The 17,730-nt window shown below is 65.4% G+C and carries 18 protein-coding genes and 1 pseudogene; 11 read left to right on the forward strand and 8 right to left on the reverse strand.

Annotated features, from left to right (window positions below):
* Nucleotides 1-194 precede the first annotated feature (194 nt).
* From fabF to fabD, 4 genes are all read right to left on the reverse strand, one after another.
* Nucleotides 195-1,460, reverse strand: coding sequence for a beta-ketoacyl-ACP synthase II (gene fabF, locus HXX15_RS11005; protein WP_296515987.1), 1,266 nt, complete (start codon nucleotides 1,458-1,460; stop codon nucleotides 195-197).
* Nucleotides 1,461-1,557: 97 nt separating this feature from the next.
* Entirely contained in the window at nucleotides 1,558-1,797 is a 240-nt protein-coding gene (locus tag HXX15_RS11010; RefSeq protein WP_006020277.1) for an acyl carrier protein, read from the reverse strand.
* A gap of 302 nt (nucleotides 1,798-2,099) precedes the next feature.
* Complete coding sequence (fabG, locus tag HXX15_RS11015) at nucleotides 2,100-2,837, reverse strand: 3-oxoacyl-[acyl-carrier-protein] reductase (protein ID WP_296515989.1); 738 nt, start codon at nucleotides 2,835-2,837, stop codon at nucleotides 2,100-2,102.
* A 17-nt stretch (nucleotides 2,838-2,854) separates the two neighbouring features.
* A complete protein-coding gene (fabD, locus tag HXX15_RS11020; RefSeq protein ID WP_296515991.1) occupies nucleotides 2,855-3,814 on the reverse strand; it encodes an ACP S-malonyltransferase in 960 nt (319 codons plus the stop codon).
* A 269-nt stretch (nucleotides 3,815-4,083) separates the two neighbouring features.
* On the opposite strand from fabD, the gene HXX15_RS11025 reads away from it, so the two are divergent.
* From HXX15_RS11025 to rplI, 5 genes and pseudogenes are all read left to right on the forward strand, one after another.
* Nucleotides 4,084-5,433, forward strand: coding sequence for a GGDEF domain-containing protein (locus HXX15_RS11025; protein ID WP_296515993.1), 1,350 nt, complete (start codon nucleotides 4,084-4,086; stop codon nucleotides 5,431-5,433).
* A gap of 193 nt (nucleotides 5,434-5,626) precedes the next feature.
* Nucleotides 5,627-6,106: a 30S ribosomal protein S6 gene (gene rpsF, locus HXX15_RS11030; RefSeq protein ID WP_296515995.1), complete on the forward strand. Its 480-nt coding sequence runs from the start codon at nucleotides 5,627-5,629 to the stop codon at nucleotides 6,104-6,106.
* Nucleotides 6,107-6,111: 5 nt separating this feature from the next.
* Complete coding sequence (rpsR, locus tag HXX15_RS11035; protein ID WP_002711478.1) at nucleotides 6,112-6,351, forward strand: 30S ribosomal protein S18; 240 nt, start codon at nucleotides 6,112-6,114, stop codon at nucleotides 6,349-6,351.
* Nucleotides 6,352-6,472: 121 nt separating this feature from the next.
* Nucleotides 6,473-7,410 (forward strand): annotated as a pseudogene (locus HXX15_RS11040) (hypothetical protein).
* Between the two features lie 51 nt (nucleotides 7,411-7,461).
* Nucleotides 7,462-8,058, forward strand: coding sequence for a 50S ribosomal protein L9 (gene rplI / locus HXX15_RS11045; protein WP_296515998.1), 597 nt, complete (start codon nucleotides 7,462-7,464; stop codon nucleotides 8,056-8,058).
* 106 nt (nucleotides 8,059-8,164) lie between these two features.
* Here rplI and HXX15_RS11050 read toward each other — a convergent pair whose 3' ends face one another.
* Nucleotides 8,165-9,184, reverse strand: coding sequence for a hypothetical protein (locus HXX15_RS11050; RefSeq protein ID WP_296516000.1), 1,020 nt, complete (start codon nucleotides 9,182-9,184; stop codon nucleotides 8,165-8,167).
* A gap of 290 nt (nucleotides 9,185-9,474) precedes the next feature.
* On the opposite strand from HXX15_RS11050, the gene HXX15_RS11055 reads away from it, so the two are divergent.
* The 4 genes from HXX15_RS11055 to alr all read left to right on the forward strand — a co-directional run bounded on the left by HXX15_RS11055 (nucleotide 9,475) and on the right by alr (nucleotide 14,290).
* Nucleotides 9,475-10,725 (forward strand): cyclopropane-fatty-acyl-phospholipid synthase family protein, encoded by a 1,251-nt coding sequence (locus tag HXX15_RS11055; RefSeq protein WP_296516002.1) that lies wholly within the window; start codon nucleotides 9,475-9,477, stop codon nucleotides 10,723-10,725.
* 392 nt (nucleotides 10,726-11,117) lie between these two features.
* Nucleotides 11,118-11,240, forward strand: a complete 123-nt coding sequence (locus HXX15_RS11060) for a hypothetical protein (RefSeq protein ID WP_296516004.1) — start codon at nucleotides 11,118-11,120, stop codon at nucleotides 11,238-11,240.
* Between the two features lie 252 nt (nucleotides 11,241-11,492).
* Complete coding sequence (locus HXX15_RS11065; protein WP_296516006.1) at nucleotides 11,493-12,992, forward strand: replicative DNA helicase; 1,500 nt, start codon at nucleotides 11,493-11,495, stop codon at nucleotides 12,990-12,992.
* Between the two features lie 47 nt (nucleotides 12,993-13,039).
* Nucleotides 13,040-14,290 (forward strand): alanine racemase, encoded by a 1,251-nt coding sequence (gene alr, locus HXX15_RS11070; RefSeq protein ID WP_296516008.1) that lies wholly within the window; start codon nucleotides 13,040-13,042, stop codon nucleotides 14,288-14,290.
* Here alr and HXX15_RS11075 read toward each other — a convergent pair.
* Together HXX15_RS11075 and HXX15_RS11080 are read right to left on the reverse strand one after the other, a co-directional pair.
* Nucleotides 14,287-14,544 carry a hypothetical protein gene (locus HXX15_RS11075; RefSeq protein ID WP_296516009.1) on the reverse strand — a complete coding sequence of 86 codons (258 nt, stop codon included), beginning with the start codon at nucleotides 14,542-14,544 and terminating at the stop codon, nucleotides 14,287-14,289. The genes alr and HXX15_RS11075 overlap by 4 nt on opposite strands.
* A gap of 75 nt (nucleotides 14,545-14,619) precedes the next feature.
* Nucleotides 14,620-14,919 carry a hypothetical protein gene (locus tag HXX15_RS11080; protein WP_296516011.1) on the reverse strand — a complete coding sequence of 100 codons (300 nt, stop codon included), beginning with the start codon at nucleotides 14,917-14,919 and terminating at the stop codon, nucleotides 14,620-14,622.
* A gap of 196 nt (nucleotides 14,920-15,115) precedes the next feature.
* Between HXX15_RS11080 and HXX15_RS11085 the strand changes: the two genes are divergently transcribed.
* Nucleotides 15,116-15,850, forward strand: a complete 735-nt coding sequence (locus HXX15_RS11085; RefSeq protein WP_296516013.1) for a sulfite exporter TauE/SafE family protein — start codon at nucleotides 15,116-15,118, stop codon at nucleotides 15,848-15,850.
* A gap of 158 nt (nucleotides 15,851-16,008) precedes the next feature.
* Nucleotides 16,009-17,085 (forward strand): histidinol-phosphate transaminase, encoded by a 1,077-nt coding sequence (gene hisC, locus HXX15_RS11090; RefSeq protein ID WP_296516015.1) that lies wholly within the window; start codon nucleotides 16,009-16,011, stop codon nucleotides 17,083-17,085.
* Here the strand turns inward: hisC and HXX15_RS11095 are convergent.
* Entirely contained in the window at nucleotides 17,078-17,650 is a 573-nt protein-coding gene (locus tag HXX15_RS11095) for a hypothetical protein (RefSeq protein ID WP_296516016.1), read from the reverse strand. The genes hisC and HXX15_RS11095 overlap by 8 nt on opposite strands.
* Nucleotides 17,651-17,730: the final 80 nt, after the last annotated feature.

Raw genomic sequence — 17,730 nt, forward strand, 5'->3', positions numbered from 1 at the left:
CGCCGGTGCGCGCCGGTTCCGATTCGAACGCGGCCCCGCCTGCGGAGATTCCTTTAGCGTGTTTCAGAGCCGGCGCCACACCTGAACTTGGTGATCGCCGCCCGACCGGAACCATTCCAGACCGCGCCCGCGGGCGCGATGTCTTAGGGTTTAGCAGCGATTGCGGCGAAACGGTGGAGGTCTCGCATCGCGCGCTAGCTGGCTACGCGCCGGACGATCAACGACGCGTTGGTGCCGCCGAAGCCGAACGAATTCGACAGCGCGACATTGATCTCGCGCGGCCGGGCCTTCCATGGCACGAGGTCGATTGCGGTGTCGACCGACGGGTTGTCGAGATTGATGGTCGGCGGCGCGACGCTGTCGCGAATCGCCAGGATGCAGAAGATCGCCTCGACCGCGCCGGCTGCGCCGAGCAGATGGCCGGTGGAGGATTTGGTCGAGGACATCGACACCGTCGGTGCCGTATTGCCCAGCAGCCGCTGCGCGGCGCCGAGTTCGATCTCGTCGCCGAGCGGCGTCGAGGTGCCATGCGCGTTGATGTAATCGAGATCCGAGACCGAAATCCCGGCGCGCTTCATCGCCGCGCTCATGCAGCGGAAGGCGCCGTCGCCGTCGGGGGTCGGCGCGGTGATGTGATAGGCATCGCCCGACATGCCGTAGCCGATCAACTCGGCGTAGATGCGCGCGCCGCGAGCCTTGGCGTGTTCGTATTCTTCGAGCACGACGATGCCGGCACCCTCGCCCATCACGAAGCCGTCGCGATCCTTGTCATAAGGCCGCGATGCCTTCTGCGGCGTGTCGTTGAAGCCAGTCGACAGCGCCCGGGAGGCGCAGAATCCCGCCATCGCCAGACGGCTGATCGGAGATTCGGTGCCGCCCGCAACCATCACGTCGGCGTCGCCGAGCGCGATCAGGCGACCGGCGTCGCCGATCGCATGCGCGCCGGTCGAACAGGCCGTCACCACGGCGTGGTTCGGACCTTTCAGCCCGTGCGCGATCGAGACGTAGCCGGAGGCGAGATTGATCAGACGGCCGGGAATGAAGAACGGCGAAATCTTCCGCGGTCCGCGTTCCTTGAGCAGCAAGGCGGTGTCGGCGATGCCGGCCAGCCCGCCAATCCCCGAACCGATCATCGTTCCGGTGGCGCAACGCTGTTCCTCGGTCGACGGATGCCAATTGGCGTCGTCGAGCGCCTGCTTGGCGGCGCACATCGCGTAGATGATGAAATCGTCGACCTTGCGCTGGTCTTTCGGCTCCATCCACTGATCGGGATTGAAGGTGTCGTCGGTGCCGTCGCCGCGCGGAACCACGCAGGCGATCCGGCTGGTCAGATCGGAAACGTCGAACGTGTCGATCTGCTTGGCGCCGCTTTCGCCGTTCAGGATACGTTTCCAGGTCGCCTCAACGCCGCAGCCGAGTGGCGAAACCATGCCAAGGCCTGTGACGACAACCCGCCTCATATCCAGCACTCCGGCCCAACAATAGCCGCCCACAACAAGAAGCCGGTGGACCGCTCGATCGCGGCCCGTCCGGCTTCATCAACACCGCGCGGGGGCGTCAGCTCTTCGCGTTCTTTTCGAGAAACTTGGTGGCGTCGCCAACCGTCAAAATGGTTTCGGCGGCGTCATCGGGAATCTCGCAGCCGAACTCTTCTTCGAACGCCATCACGAGTTCGACTGTGTCGAGACTGTCGGCGCCGAGGTCATCGATGAAGCTTGCCGCATCGACCACTTTTTCAGGTTCGACACCAAGGTGTTCCACCACGATCTTCTTAACCCGCTCGCCAATCTCACTCATCGTTTAACCCCGTGCTGTTCCATTGGACCCGACCGACAGACGATACGAGCCATCGTGGTGCGTTAACTCGTTAAGGTACCGTCGCAATCGCGCAGTGTACTGATTTTGCCCCGTCCCCGAGGTCGAAGCCCGAATATTTAACGGCAGGCTCTGCACCGCCAATATACAGGGTTTCGAATTCCTGCAATGGCCTTCTTTGCCTATCCGCCGGTGGTTCGGTTATCATACTTCCGTTGCCTTGACCACAAGCCAGGACCAAGCTCCGGACACCGATTTACACCGTCAAATGGTCGCAAGTGGCGTCAGATCATTGCCATCCCGCCGTTGACGTGAATGGTCTGGCCGGTGACATAGGCGGCCTCGTTGGACGCAAGATAGACCGCCGCCGCCGCGATGTCGTCCGGTGTGCCCAGCCGCCCGGCCGGCACCTTGGTCAGAATTGCCTCGCGCTGCTTGTCGTTCAGCGCGTCGGTCATCGGCGTGGCGATGAATCCGGGCGCGATGCAGTTGGCGGTGACGTTGCGCTTGGCGTATTCGGCGCCCAGCGTCTTGATCATGCCGATCAGCCCGGCCTTCGCGGCGGTGTAGTTGCCCTGCCCCGGATTGCCGGTGACGCCGACCACCGAGGTGATGGCGATGATGCGGCCGAACCGCTTGCGCATCATCAGCTTGGTGGCCGCGCGCGCCAGCCGGAAGGTCGCGGTCAGATTGACATTGATGACCTCGTCCCAATCCTCGTCCTTCAACTGCACGAACAGATTGTCGCGGGTGATTCCGGCATTGCTGACCAGGATATCGAGCTGGCCCATTGCCTTTTCGGCCGCCGGCACCAGCGCCTCGACCTCGGCGGCGTCGGACAGATTGCACGGCAGCACGTAAGCGCGCTCGCCGAGCTTGCCGGCCAGCGTCTCCAGCACCTCGCGTCGCGTCCCCGACAGCGCCACGGTGGCGCCCTGGGCGTGCAGTGCCTGCGCGATCGCGCCGCCGATGCCCCCGGTCGCGCCTGTCACCAGCGCGGTTCTGCCTGTCAGATCGAACATCTCGTCTCCTTCGCCGCTTACGCCGGACGCGCGGCAGCCATGGCGTCCTTCGCCGCTGCGATATCACTGGGGCCGCCTACCGACACTCCGACCGCGCCGTCGGCGATGCGCTTGACCAATCCGCTCAGCACCTTGCCGGCGCCGAGTTCGAAGAAACGAGTGACGCCATGGCTGGCCATATAGGCCACCGATTCGCGCCAGCGCACCGTTCCGGTGACCTGTTCGACCAGGCGGCGGCGAATCTCGTCGGGATCGGTGATCGGCGCCGCCAGCACGTTGCACACCAGCGGCGACGCCGGCGGCTTGATGATGACGCCGGCGAGCGCTTCTGCCATCGCCTCGGCCGCCGGCTGCATCAGCCGGCAGTGAAACGGCGCCGACACCGGCAGCAACATCGCCCGCTTGGCGCCCTTCGTCTTGGCGATCTCGAGCGCGCGCTCGACCGCGGCCTTGTCGCCGGACACCACCACCTGCCCGCCGCCATTGTCATTGGCGGCCTGGCAGACCTCTCCCTGCGCGGCCTCGTCGGCGACCGCGACCGCGGCCTCGTAATCGAGCCCGAGCAACGCCGCCATCGCGCCGACACCCACCGGCACCGCCTTCTGCATCGCCAGACCGCGGGTGCGCAGCAACCCCGCGGTATCGCTGATGGTGAAGCTGCCGGCGGCGGCCAGCGCAGAATATTCTCCTAGGGAATGCCCGGCCACGAACGCCGCGTCCCGGCCGACCGAGAATCCGGCCTCGGTCTCCAGCACCCGCAATGCCGCCAGCGACACCGCCATCAGCGCCGGCTGGGCGTTTTCGGTCAGCTGCAGGGTTTCGGCGGGGCCGTCCCAGATGATCGCGGTCAGCTTTTCGCCGAGCGCCGCGTCGACCTCGTCGAACACCGCGCGGGCGGCCGGAAACGCATCGGCGAGCGCCTTGCCCATGCCCACGGTCTGCGAGCCCTGCCCGGGAAAGGTAAATGCTGCGGTCATTGGCGCCTCTGAGATCCGAAGTCCGGCAAGTCGCGCCGTAAGACACTGCCCGGCCCCGCCGTGTCAAGCTGGACAGAAGCTGGACGCGGGGGCCGCGCGGCGCGGCGAGCCCCCGGACCCCGCCTTGCACCCGGCAGGCTTTCAGGGGTCGCGCCGCTCCGGAAGCATAGTGTTCACCCTGATCCTAATCAGAACCGCCGCCTTTAAATCGCATTGAGAAGTTCCCCGGTAGTTTGCCGAGGAAGAACAAACGGCAGAATAGTACCCCGATGATCGCCCACTTTGCATCCAACAGCCCCTTGCGGCGGAGCGACGATGTCGTTCCGGGCGGCCTTTTTGCCAGGTTCATCGCCTGGCTGACCAGCGGCCACCGGCCGCAGCCGGCGCCCGTCGTCGAAAGATTGCTGTTGCAGAGCCAGGCCAAGCTGCCGACGCTGGTGCTGGCGATCGCCGGTACCACGGTGACGGTGATCGCCGCGGCATATTTTACTGGCGCGCTGTGGGCCTCTGTCTGGCTCGGCGTCGACCTTTCGTTGAACTTCGCCCGGTTGATCGCGGTCGGCTCGCTGCAACGGGCGACGGCGAGTGGCCGCAAAGGCAATACCACCGCGCCAATCGTGCTCGCCCTGACCTGGTCGGTGACCTTTGCGATCGGCTGCGCGATGTGCGTGCGATCGGGCGACCCGGTCCTGACCATGCTGGCCGGCATCGTGGTGGCCGGTCTGACCGGCGGCATCTCCTCGCGCAACGCCGGAACGCCCCGCTTCGGCATCGCCCAGGTCTGCATCCTGATCCTGCCCACTGCCCTCGCCTCGATCGCCTCGCCGATCCCGCATATCATCGTCGTGGCCGTGGTGTGCCCGATCTATGCGATCGGCTTGGCGGTGATCCTGCTGGAGAATTACCAGCTGCTGCTCGATCTGGTGCTGTCGGAGAACGCCAATCACCGGCTGGCGAGCTACGATGCGCTGACGGGCCTCCCCAACCGCACCATGAAGGTCAAACGCCTCGCCGAATTGCTGGACGGAACCGTTTCCTCCTCGGGCGGCCGGCACCCGTTCACGGTGTTCTGGCTCGATCTCGACGGCTTCAAGACGATCAACGACCGATTTGGTCACGCGGCGGGCGACCGCGTCCTGGTGGCCGTGGCCGAGCGGCTGCGCGACGTCGTTCGTGCCGACGACGCCATCTTCCGGGTCGGCGGTGATGAATTCGTCGTGCTGTTGCCCACCGTAGTGGCCGCCGAAGCCGATGCATTTGCCAGCCGCATCATCCGGCGGATCTCGGAACCGTTCGATCCCGGCGTCGACTCGCCGCTCAGGATCGGCGTCAGCATCGGCAGCGCCTGCTTCCCGCGCGACGGCGACACCGCCGACGCACTGTTGCTGGCGGCCGACACGGCGATGTATGAGGCGAAGCGGCGCGGCAAGGGCTTCCATGTGGTGCACCGGTCCGAGACGCCGTCGATCGCCCCCGCGGCCGATGCCGACGCCAGAACGCAGCGCGGGACGCGGCGAATCCGGCCAAATACGCCGGGTTTGCCGGGTAATCCGGTCGGTGACGCCTTTCCGGCTGCGATCCGCCGTGATCCCTTGCCATTTCGGCCAGATTCCGTATAACCCGCGCCATCCGCAGATCCCGGCCGGGAGCTGAACGGACGGTCTCAGCAATTTCACCTTTGGGCGAAACTGATGTGGCAGGGCCAGTTGGCCCGTCGTCCCGTGCTTCCGCCTTCTGAGCATTTCCGAGTCCTTTCCGAAGGCCTCGAAGGGCTTGCCGCCGGGAACCGCGCTAACCTTGGAAAGGACAGCCATGCCTCTTTATGAGCATGTTTTTCTCGCGCGTCAGGATGCGAGCACCCAGCAGGTGGAAGAACTGACGACCCAGATCACCGGCGTGATCGAAGGCCTCGGCGGCAAAGTCGTGAAGATGGAGAGCTGGGGCGTGCGCTCGCTCACCTATCGGATGAACAAGAACCGTAAGGCGCATTTCGTGCTGTTGAACATCGACGGCCCCTCCGCGGTGGTCGCCGAGATCGAGCGCCAGGAGCGCATCAACGAAGACGTCATTCGCTATATTACCGTCCGCGTCGAAGAGCATGAGGAAGGTCCCTCGGCGATGATGCGTAAGGCCGATCGCGATCGTGATCGCGACGACCGTGGCGGCGGCTTCCGTGGCGACCGCGAAGGTGGTTTCCGTGGTGACCGCGAAGGCGGTGGCTTCCGTGGCGACCGTGGTCCGCGCCGTCCGCGTGACGACGCCGACGCCCCCGCTGCATCGGTTGAGGAGTAAGAATCATGGCTGAAGCAGGTGCCCGCCGTCCGTTTTTCCGCCGCCGCAAGACCTGCCCGTTCACGGGTCCGAATGCGCCGAAGATCGACTACAAGGATTCCAAGCTGCTGATGCGTTACGTCTCCGAGCGCGGCAAGATCGTGCCGAGCCGCATCACCGCCGTCTCCGCCAAGAAGCAGCGCGAACTCGCGCGAGCCATCAAGCGCTCGCGTTTCCTCGGCCTGTTGCCCTACGTCATTCGCTAACATTTCTTGTCCCGCGGCGTTCGCGCCGCGGGACTTGTTTTTCAGTCATAAGGCTTCCGGGTCGTCCGGTCGCCGATGGTTGGGGTCAATGACCTCTAACCGCTCGAAGGGAGCGGGACAGCTGATGATGCACCTCCTGATCGCCCTCGCGGCGAGTTGCGCCTCGGCGCTGATGTTCGCCTCGATCGTCTCGGGCGCGCTGATCTCGCTCGTGCTTTTCTATCTAGCGCCGCTGCCGCTGATGGTCGCGGCGCTCGGCTGGGGCGCCCCCGGCTCGGCGCGCTGCTCGGCCTGCCCTACGCCCTCGCCTTCATCCTCACCGTCGCGCTGCCGGCCTGCTGGCTCGGTCACATCGCCTTGCTCGGGCGGCCGGCGGCTGCGACAACCGCATTAGGCAGCGGCACGGCGGCGGTCGCAGCCGCCGTGGAATGGTACCCGGTCGGGCGCATCGTCGCCTGGATCGCCGGCTTTGCCGCGCTGACGACGATGGCCGCGCTGTTCACCCTCGGCACCGACGGCGCGACGATCACCACCGCGCTGCGCGACGGCCTGCTGCGGGTGATCGGGGCCCGCGACGCGGCCGCCTCCGCCGACGCCGCCAAGCTGGCCGATGCGCTGGCGGTGATTGCGCCGGCGGCCGCCGCGATCGTGGCGATGATCACGCTGACGCTCAATCTGTTTCTCGCGGCGAAGATCGCCAAGACGTCGGGCCGGCTGCATCGGCCATGGCCCGATCTGAAGGACACCGAACTGCCGCCGATGACGTTGGCGGCGCTGTCGGCGGCAATCGCCTTGTGTTTTGCCGGCGGCCTGCTGGCGCTGTTCGGGCAGACCGTCAGCGCGGCGCTGGCGATGGCCTATGCGCTGGCCGGCTTCGCCGCGCTGCATACGCTGACGCTGCCGGTCCGTCATCGCTCGTTTTGGCTCAGCTCGACCTACGCGCTGGTGCTGGTGTTCGGCTGGCCAGTGATGGCGCTGGTCGCGCTCGGAATCGCCGACGCGGTGCTGGGGCTTCGCCATCGCAACTTTCAACGCCGGCCACCGCCGACCGCCACCTAAACTTCCCCTTCAACCCACGCCATTCCAACAACAACCCACAAGGAGAACAACATGGAAGTCATTCTGCTAGAACGCGTCGCCAAGCTCGGCCAAATGGGTGAACTGGTCCGCGTCAAGGACGGCTTTGCCCGCAATTTCCTGCTGCCGCGCGGCAAGGCATTGCGCGCCACCGCCGACAACCGCGAGAAGTTCGAGCACATGAAGGCCGATCTCGAGGCCCGCAATCTGAAGGCCAAGGAAGAGGCCAGCAAGGTCGCCGAGAAGATCACTGGCCGCAACGTCGTCGTGCTGCGTCAGGCCTCGGAAACCGGCCAGTTGTTCGGCTCGGTTTCGGTCCGCGACATCCTCGCCTCGTTCGAGAGCGATGGCGTCATGATCAGCCGCAGCCAGGTGATGCTCGATGCCCCGATCAAGACCATCGGCAAGCACAAGATCGCCATCGCGGTGCATCCGGAGGTCGAGGTCAGCGTTTCGGTCACCGTCGCGCGCAGCGCCGATGAGGCCGAACGGATCAACCGCGGCGAGGACATCTCGAGCCGCAAGGAAGATCAAGACGCCGCCGCCGAAGCGCTCGCCGCCGCCGGCGAATTCTTCGATCCCGAGGCGCATCACGACGAAGCCCAGGACGGCGAAGCCGCCTCGGAGTAATCGCCCGCAAAACGCGAGCCCGCGATCACAGCAATCAGCCCGGCCGTCAGGCCGGGCTGATTTGTTTTTGGCGCTTGTTGTATCGAACTGCGGACGCCCGCCGTTGCTATCGCGAGATTGGCGGCGCCGGCGGCCCCGCGGGCGGCGCCTCGGAGGCCGCGACGGCGGGCGCCGGAGCAGGTTTGGTCGCGGCCGGCGCGGCGGCTCCACCGCTTGGCCCGGCGGCAGGCGTTTCCGTCGAGGCGGCCGATGCCGGTTGCGATGCGGCCGGCGTCGGCGTGGTGGCCTCGATCGGCGCATCCGCCGGGGCCTTCGGTGCCGGCGTCACCGCCGGAACCGGATCGGCCCGCAACGGCATATCCGCCTTGCTCGCCTCACCCTTGCCGTCGTCAGCTTTGGCGGCATCGGTCTTGGCGGCTTCGGTCTTGGCAGTGCCAGGCTTGGCCGTGTCAGGCTTGGCCGTTTCGGACGTCGCCTCCTCTGGCTTTGCTGCTTCAGACTTTGCTGCTTCCTTGCCGTCGTCAGGTTTCGTGCCCTCGGCTTTCGCGGCGTCGGTCTTCGCCGCCTCGCCCTTGGCGGCCTGATCCTTGCGCGATTCGCCCTTCGCTGAATCCTTGGTCGAATCCTTGGCCGCCTCGGCGGCTGTCGGAGTTTCCGGAGTCGGCTTGCCTCTCCGGCTCAGCTTCCGCTTCCCCTTGGCCGACGACTTTTCCTCGACCTCGGCGGCGGTCGAAGCCGCCTCGCGGTCTTCCGGGGTAGCGGCCGGCTTGTCGGCCTCCTGCGCCGTCGGCGTCGGCCGTTGCCTGTGGCCCGGCCGGACCTCGGCCTGCGCCGGTTCCGACTTCGCGTCTTTCTCCTTCGGCGGCGCCACACCAAAGCGCTTGTCGGTCGCACCATTGGAGATCAGAAACGCGCTGAGCATCCCAGCCATGTCGCTGCTGGTGGTGTAGTGCTGACGCAGGAAGCCCGGCAGCGAGCCGGGAGCGACCGTCTTCAGCAGGCCGCGCGCGCTCTTGTGGCAAACCGTGCAGGTTCCGTTGAAAATCTGGCCAGCGCTTTTGCCGGCTTCCAGGTTCTGAGCCTGCGCCAGGGCCTGGGGCGCAGCGCATGAGACCATCAGCAGCATCGCCGTCGCTAAACTGAGCGCTCGGCTCAACATTTGATCCTCCAGATGCGGAATTCGCCTCGGTTGCGGCGGTCACCTTTTAGCCGATTGTGAAATGAATGGAAGCGGACAGATGACGCATCTTCGTGAATGGCGGAGCGCGGGATATCAGCCCTGCAACTGGCGCATTGGCATCGGCGATTTTGCATTATTATGATGCCATCAAGGAACCGGGAGACAAGCTGAGAGATTTGACCTTGCCGAACGGGCCGCGATGTCGGTTCAGGCCTGCTCATCGTTGGGTGCTTGTGATGGACCGCCTGTTGCGTTTCTTTTTGCGTCGATTCATCCGCCGCGGCAATTTGCTCTTCACCACCGCGTGCGGCACATCGTTCAGATGCGGCGACGGCAGCGGCGCGCCGGTCGCGGTCCGGTTCCTGACCGCATCGGCGCAACGCCGGTTCCTGATCGACCCGGAGCTGGCGTTCGGCGAGATCTACATGGACGGCGAATTCGTGGTCGAGCGCGGATCGATCGCCGACGTGCTTGCGATCGCCATGGATCAGACCGACCTCGCACCGGGCTGGGCCAAGCTGCAATGGTGGTTCCGTTACCTCGGCCGCTATTTGATACAGTTCAATCCGCGCCGGCGTGCCAAGCGCAACGCCTCGCATCACTACGATCTCGACGGCCGGCTTTACGCGCTGTTTCTCGACGCCGACAAGCAATACAGCTGTGCCTATTTCGAGAGCGCCGACGCCACGCTCGATGACGCCCAGCTCGCCAAGAAGCGTCATGTCGCCGCCAAGCTGCTGGTCGCGCCCGGCCACCGCATCCTCGACATCGGCTCGGGGTGGGGCGGCCTCGGCATTTATCTCGCGGAGAGCTGCGGCGCCGACGTCACCGGCGTTACGCTGTCGGACGAACAGTTGCGGGCATCGAATGCGCGCGCCGCCGAAAAAGGCCTGACCGGATCGGCGCGGTTCCTGGCGCAGGATTACCGTGACGTCCCCGGCCCGTTCGACCGGATCGTTTCGGTCGGGATGTTCGAGCATGTCGGAATCGCCCATTACGACACCTATTTCAAACGCTGCGCCGAGCTTCTCGCCGACGACGGCGTGATGCTGTTGCATTCGATCAGCCGCTCGGAAGGTCCCGGCATCACCAATCCCTGGATCGCCAAATATATCTTCCCCGGTGGCTATCTGCCGGCGCTGTCCGAGGTGCTGCCCGCGATCGAGCGTGCCGGACTTCTGGTGTGCGACATCGAGATCTTGCGCCTGCATTATGCCGAGACGCTGAAGGCCTGGCGCGAGCGGTTCTTGGCGCGCAGGGAAGAGGCTGAAAAACTCTACGATGCGCGGTTCGTGCGGATGTGGGAGTTCTATCTCGCCTCGTCCGAGATGACGTTTCGCAAGCAGAACACCATGGTGTTCCAGATCCAGATGAGCAAACGCCAAGGCGTGGTCCCGATCACCCGCGACTATATCATTCGCGAGGAAGCGCGGTTGCGCGGCGTCGAGCGCGACCAGCGGCCGCGACTGCAATTGGCGGGAGAATGAAGATCCGACGCGCCCGAGGAGCGCAGCCATGCCGGGCTGTGCCCCGCATCAGCCGGCCGCGCCGCGGCGGGGCGCGCCAGCTGTTCCCGCACCGCCATCAAGACGGAAGGATCGCAAGGCGTTGCCCTGATATCGGAACGCGAGACCCGCTCGAAGGATTCAATTAGCGTCGCCAGCCACGACAGCTCGTTGCCGCTTCGGGAGTTATCCTGTTGCTGGGGAGCCATCGCACGCTGCCTCATTTTCCTTGTAACCAACCCAATCGCACATCTGCAGTTCCCGCAGCGTTAGCTTCGGGGTTCATTTTTTATGTGATTTTTCTCACAGAACGACCGGGCACGGGGTCGTAAACAAATTTCACGATGCATTTCATCACCAAGAGACCCGATTTCATGGCCAAGAAATCCGCCAAATCCATCCTTGAAGTGCCGAAGGACATCGCCATCGATTACGCCCTGATCGCGACCGGAGTCGTGGCTGGCCTGATTGGCCTGATCTATCTCGTTCTGATCTGACCAAACCGGCGCAATTGAGATGTGTCTGCGCCACGCACCGAGAGGTTCACGCCGGCTGCGCGTCCCCGCGCCCAAATTTGCGCCCCGTTGCCAGCCGCGGTAGCCCGTCAAGCCAATTGTCGTCGGGAGGCACAGGTTTCATCCCCAGCATTGTGTGAATCGGGCATAAGGCACGTACGCGCTTTCACCCGTCCGCGGAGTGGCGCTTAGTCGCGCCCCGCATCCGACATTATCCAGAGAACAATCCAACTCATGGCCGCATTCGATTCGAACGTTCTCAAGCTGACGCCCGATCCGGGAACTCCGGCCTACCGGACCGCGCCGCACAATATCGAGGCCGAACAGAGCGTTCTGGGCGCCATTCTGGTCAACAATGATGCGTTTTATCGGGTCTCGGATTTCCTCGAGCCGAAACATTTCTTCGAGCCGGTCCATCAGACCATCTTCGAGACAGCGTCCAGCATCATCCGCGCCGGCAAGGTCGCGACCCCCGTGACGCTGAAGACGTTCGTCGCCGCCGACACCGATCTCGGCGGCATGACCGTCGGTCAGTACCTTGCCCGGCTCGCCGCCGAAGCCACCACCATCATCAACGCTCACGATTATGGCCGGACCATCTACGAACTGGCGCTGCGCCGCGACCTGATCGGGATCGGCACCGACATGGTCAATGTCGCGTTCGACGCGCCGGTCGATTTCGCCCCGAAGGCGCAGATCGAGGACGCCGAGCGCCGCCTCTACGAACTGGCCGAATCCGGCCGTTATGACGGCGGCTTCCAGCGTTTTTCGCAGGCGCTCACGGTCGCGGTCGATATGGCGGCAAAGGCGTTCCAGCGCGACGGCAAATTGTCGGGGATCGCGACCGGGCTGCGCGATCTCGACAACAAGATGGGCGGACTGCAGTCGTCCGACTTGATCATCGTCGCCGGCCGCCCCGGCATGGGCAAGACCGCGCTGGCCACCAACATCGCCTATAATGTCGCTCGCGCGCATCGCGCCGAACTGCAGGCCGACGGCACCAGCAAGACCGTCAATGGCGGCATCGTCGGATTCTTCTCCTGCGAAATGTCGGCCGAACAGCTCGCCACCCGTATTCTCGCCGAGCAGACCGGGATCGCCTCCTCGACGATCCGGCGCGGCGGCATCTCCGAAGCCGATTTCGACAAGATCAGGGATTATTCGATCGAGCTGCAATCGCTGCCGCTCTATGTCGACGAAACCGGCGGCCTGTCGATCTCGCAGCTGACCGCGCGGGCGCGGCGGCTGAAGCGGCAGAAGGGGCTCGACCTGATCATCGTCGACTATATCCAGCTGCTGCAGGGCTCCGGCAAACGTTCCGACAACCGGGTCCAGGAAGTCACCGAGATCACCACCAGCCTGAAGGCGTTGGCCAAGGAGCTCAACGTTCCGGTGATGGGCCTGTCACAATTGTCGCGGCAGGTCGAAAGCCGCGACGACAAGCGGCCGCAGCTGTCGGATCTGCGCGAATCCGGCTCGATCGAGCAGGACGCCGACGTGGTGATGTTCGTCTATCGCGAGGAATACTATCTGCAGAACAAGGAGCCGCGGATCGGCACGCCGGAATACGAAAAATGGCAGCTCGACATGTCGCTGGTGCACGGCAAGGCAGAAGTCATCATCGGCAAGCAGCGTCACGGCCCCACCGGTACGGTCGAACTGCAATTCGAAGGCCAGTTCACGCGGTTCAGCGATCTGGCGCATGACAACCATCTCCCCGCGCTGCGCGACTGACCCCGCGGCGAGGTTGAACGCCCTGCGAGCACCACGTAAAGTGCGGCATGAACATCGTCTACGACCCGAAATCGGCGCCCGCTGAGAATCTGTTGTCGCCCGAGGCCAACAAGGCCGCGGAGCTCGCCGCCGCCACCGCGGCGGCGCCCGGAGTGCTCACCGTCGATCTCGACGCCATCGTCGCCAACTGGCGCAAGCTGGAAAAGACCGCGGTGCCGGCAGAATGCGCCGGCGTGGTCAAGGCCGACGCCTATGGCTGCGGGATCGGCCCGGTGACCCGCGCGCTCAGCAACGCCGGCTGCAAGACCTTCTTCGTCGCCACCCTCGACGAAGCCCGCGCGGTGCGCGCGATCAGCTCGTCCGCGACGATCTATGTGCTCGACGGCTTCTTCCAGAACACCGGCGACGCATTCGCGCAGATCAACTGCCAGCCGGTGATCGGCGACCTCTATGAACTGGCCGAATGGGACGTGTTCTGCCGCCGCACCCGCTGGGAAGGCGGCGCCGCGATCCACATCGACACCGGTATGAACCGGCTCGGCCTCACCATCGCCGAGGCGCAGGGCATCGTGCCGCGGATCACCGCCGGCGACCATGGTATCACCCTGGTGCTCAGCCATCTGGCCTGCGGCGAAACCCTCAATCATCCGCTGAACGCCAAGCAGGTCGCGACCTTCCGCGAGATCGCCAGCCTATTCTCCGGGGTGCCGGCCTCGCTCGCCGCCTCATCGGGGATCTATCTCGGCGCGCAATTCCAGTTCGACATGGTGCGGCCGGGCGCCGCGCTGTACGGCGTCAACCCGACGCCGGAGGCCGACAATCCGCTGCAGCCGGTGGTCGACCTGAAGGCCAGGATCGTGCAGATCCGCAACGTCGAAAAGGGCGACAGCGTCGGCTATGGCGCGACCTGGAGCGCGCGGCGGCCGACCAAAATCGCAGTGGTCGCGGCCGGCTATGCCGATGGCTATTTCCGCGCCGGCGGCAGCAGCGACGGCACCCGCGGCGCCGAGGTGGTGATCGCCGACAAGCGCTGCCCGGTGGTCGGACGGATTTCGATGGACCTCCTGGCGGTCGACATCACCGACCTGCCGGCCAACGCCGCGCGCCGCGGCCACATGGCCACGCTGATCGGCGAAGGCATCACCGTCGACGAGCTGGGGCATCATTTCGGCACCATCGGCTATGAGGTGCTGACCAGCCTCGGCTCGCGCTATGCGCGGATTTACAAAGGCGGCGACGCCATCACGGTAACGCCGCCGCCGGCCGACGAGGCCTCGGCGACCCAAACCTCGGCCTAATCGTCGGACGCCAACATCAGGAACGCCGTCAGCGCCGCGCCCAGTGCAAAATGGAATGCGACGCCGATCACGAACAGCGTTTGCAGCGTGCGCGGCGCCTCGCTGGTGGCGATCAGGTCGGACAGGCCGAAGCTGTTGCTGAGCAGCAGCACCGTCGCGAACACCGCGCCCAGCGCCGCGCCAAACGCGAAATGCCCGGCCAGCCGCCGCGCCCTGCGTCGTTCCTGGTCTTGGGCGCGCTGGCGTCGTGGCATTGGATGGCCGCCATCTGGGACGGCCTCTTCTACCCTCGAACCGGCTCGCGGCGAACAAATTTCAGCGCGACGCCGTTACGCCGTCTGTAGCCGCCTGGCGTTGGCGGCGACGTGCTGGCGATAGCGATCGACGATGGTCGCGGCGCTAGCGCCAGCCTGCAGGCTGGCGAGCGCCTCGAGTGTGGCGTCGATCTTTTCGTTCACCATCAGCTGCGCTTCATCGCAAGCGGCAAGATCCGCGCTCGCGAGTTTCGTCAGCCGAAGGCAAATCACCTGATAGGATTCCATCGCCAGCATCGCGGCGGCCGCCCAGGGATTCGAACCGTCGTCGCGGATGGCCGGCGTGGCGCTGGCTTGGTCAGTGCGCGGAGTCATCATCGCGTTCCCTCATTCTTCTTTGTCGAGAGAATGAGCCTGGCGCCTTAACATCGCAGCCGCACCTCGCCGCCAAACTGACGCGGCCGATCCACCTGGAATTAACATTTGCCGCCCGGTCGATCGCGCTTGAGCTTTGCCGGTATCTGCTCGACGCTAGCGCCGGCGCGAACCGCGCCGCCAGGGGCCACCGGCTTTGAACTATCTCTTCGTGCTCGCGGTCGGGCTGGTCGCCGGCACCCTGTCCGGCATCGTCGGCACCGGCTCCTCGATCATGCTGGTGCCGGTGCTGGTCTATCAGTTCGGCCCGAAGCAAGCGGTGCCGATCATGGCGGTCGCCGCGGTGATGGCGAACGCCTCGCGCATTCTGGCGTGGGTGCGGGAGGTCGACTGGCGCGCCTGCGCCGCCTACTCGGTCACCGGCATTCCGGCCGCGGCGCTCGGCGCCCGCACCCTGCTGGTGCTGCCATCGCGCGCCGTCGATCTCGCGATCGGCGCCTTCCTGATCGCGATGGTGCCGGTGCGGCATTGGCTGGCGCGGCACCAGTTCACGCTGTCGCTGTGGCATCTGGCGGCGGGCGGCGCGGTGATCGGCTATCTCACCGGCATCGTGGTCTCGACCGGCCCGCTCAGCGTGCCGCTGTTCCTGTTCTACGGGCTGTCGCGCGGCGCCTTCCTCGGCACCGAGGCGGCGAGCTCGCTCGGGCTCTATGTCAGCAAGTCAGTGACGTTCCAGCAATTCGGCGCGCTGACCTGGGAGGTCGCGCTGAAAGGCCTGATCGCCGGTTCGTCGCTGATGGCCGGCGCCTTCATCGCCAAGCGCTTGGTGCTGAAGCTCGAGCCCGACCTGTTCCGGGTGGTGATGGACGCCATCATGCTGGCGGCAGGACTGAGCATGCTGTGGAACGCCTATGCGGCACCGGTTCACTGACGCTTGCCTGTCGGCCCCGTGTCGATCTTCGGGTTTCTGCCAGCCGTCGCTGCTGTTAAAGACAGCCCTAGCCAGCCCCCGGCTTCCCGCCTCCGCGCTCGGGTTTCGCGCGTCCATCCCCGCGCCCGCCGCGCCGCGGCGTCTGAGAGATTGCGAATATGAGCCGTTTCTGGAGCCGCCTCACTCACGATCTGCAGCCCTATGTCCCGGGCGAACAGCCGCGCATCGCCGATCTGGTCAAACTCAACACCAATGAGAGTCCGCTCGGCCCCTCGCCCCGCGTGCTGGAGGCGATCCGTGCTGAAGCCACCGACGCGCTGCGGCTCTATCCCGACCCGCAAGCCACCGCGCTGCGGACGGCGCTGGCCACCTACCACCACGTCCGCCCCGAGCAGGTGTTCGTCGGCAACGGCTCCGACGAGGTGCTGGCCCACACCTTCGCCGCGCTGCTGAAACACGACGCGCCTCTGCTGTTTCCAGATATCACCTACAGTTTCTACCCGGTCTATTGCCGGCTGTTCGGCATAGCCCGCGAGAGCGTGCCGCTCGATCAGGCCTTGCGGATCCGCGTCGCCGATTATCGCCGGCCGGCCGGCGCCATCATCATCCCCAATCCGAATGCGCCGACCGGAATCGCGCTGTCGCGGGCCGAAATCGAGACCCTGCTGCAGGACCATCCCGACGTGCCGGTGGTGATCGACGAGGCCTATGTGGATTTCGGAGCCGACAGTGCGATTCCGCTGGTCGCCGCGCACCCGAACCTGCTGGTGGTTCAAACCATGTCGAAGTCGCGCGCCCTCGCCGGGCTGCGGGTCGGCTATGCGATCGGCGACGCCGGACTGATCGAGGCGCTGACGCGGGTGAAGGACAGTTTCAACTCCTATCCGCTGGGCCGGCCGGCGCAGGCCGGCGCCATCGCCGCGCTGGCGGACGAGGCCTATTTCCAACACAGCCGCACGCAGGTGATCGAAGGCCGCGAGCGGCTGAATCGCGGACTGGCCCGGCTCGGCTTCGCCGTGCTGCCGTCCGCCGCCAACTTCGTGTTCGCGCGGCATCCGGCGCAGGACGGCGCGGCGCTGGCCGCGGCGCTGCGCCAGCGCGCCGTGATCGTCCGACATTTCGCCGCGCCGCGCATCGCCGACTATCTGCGGATCACGATCGGCACCGACGCGCAGATCAAACGGCTGCTAGCGGCGCTGTCGGAGATTTTGGGCGAAGCGCCTGCTTCTAGCTGATGGCCTGATCGTGGGCGCGTGATTCCGCCAGTCTGCGGACGGTTCCGAGCGCACGGCGGCGAAGCATGCCGCTCACCGGCCTGATCGCGAGCCAATAGGGAAAGAACATGGTGAGCGAGTAGCGGTCGGGACAATAGACCCGCGTCTCTGTCGTCAGAACGGTGACCGCTCCGATTTGTTCGGTCGAGAATCCGATCGCGAGCTTCGAGGTCTTCGCGGGGTTGCAGGCCAGAAACCCGGCAGCGCCGTCGACGACGCACAATCCGAAGTCAGCACGCCAAAACCGGCCGATCAGCCCAGCGACGATTTCCCTGTCGCCGTCGCGTGCTAGCGGCGTGAAGCTATCCAGGGTGAAAGGTGACGGTCGCGGCACGCGCGCGGGAGCCAGCCAATGCAGCAATCTGGCCGGCAGCTGACGCACGGCCATTGCCAGCTCGCTGAAGCCGTCCTTGGGTGGTCTGAACTCTTGAATGACGTCGAGCAGCTCGCCCGGCCCGCAGCGCACCTTGATGTGATGGCGCTCCGAAAATTGATAGCGCGGGAGAAATTTGTCCAGCAGTGACATCGATCCCGCCTGCCATTTGAGGCCAGCAATCCCGGCAACACGATCCGTCGGCATCAGACAAGTAGCTCACATCCTAGACG

This window comes from Rhodopseudomonas sp. (assembly GCF_013377015.1).
Classification (GTDB): Bacteria; Pseudomonadota; Alphaproteobacteria; order Rhizobiales; family Xanthobacteraceae; genus JARJEH01.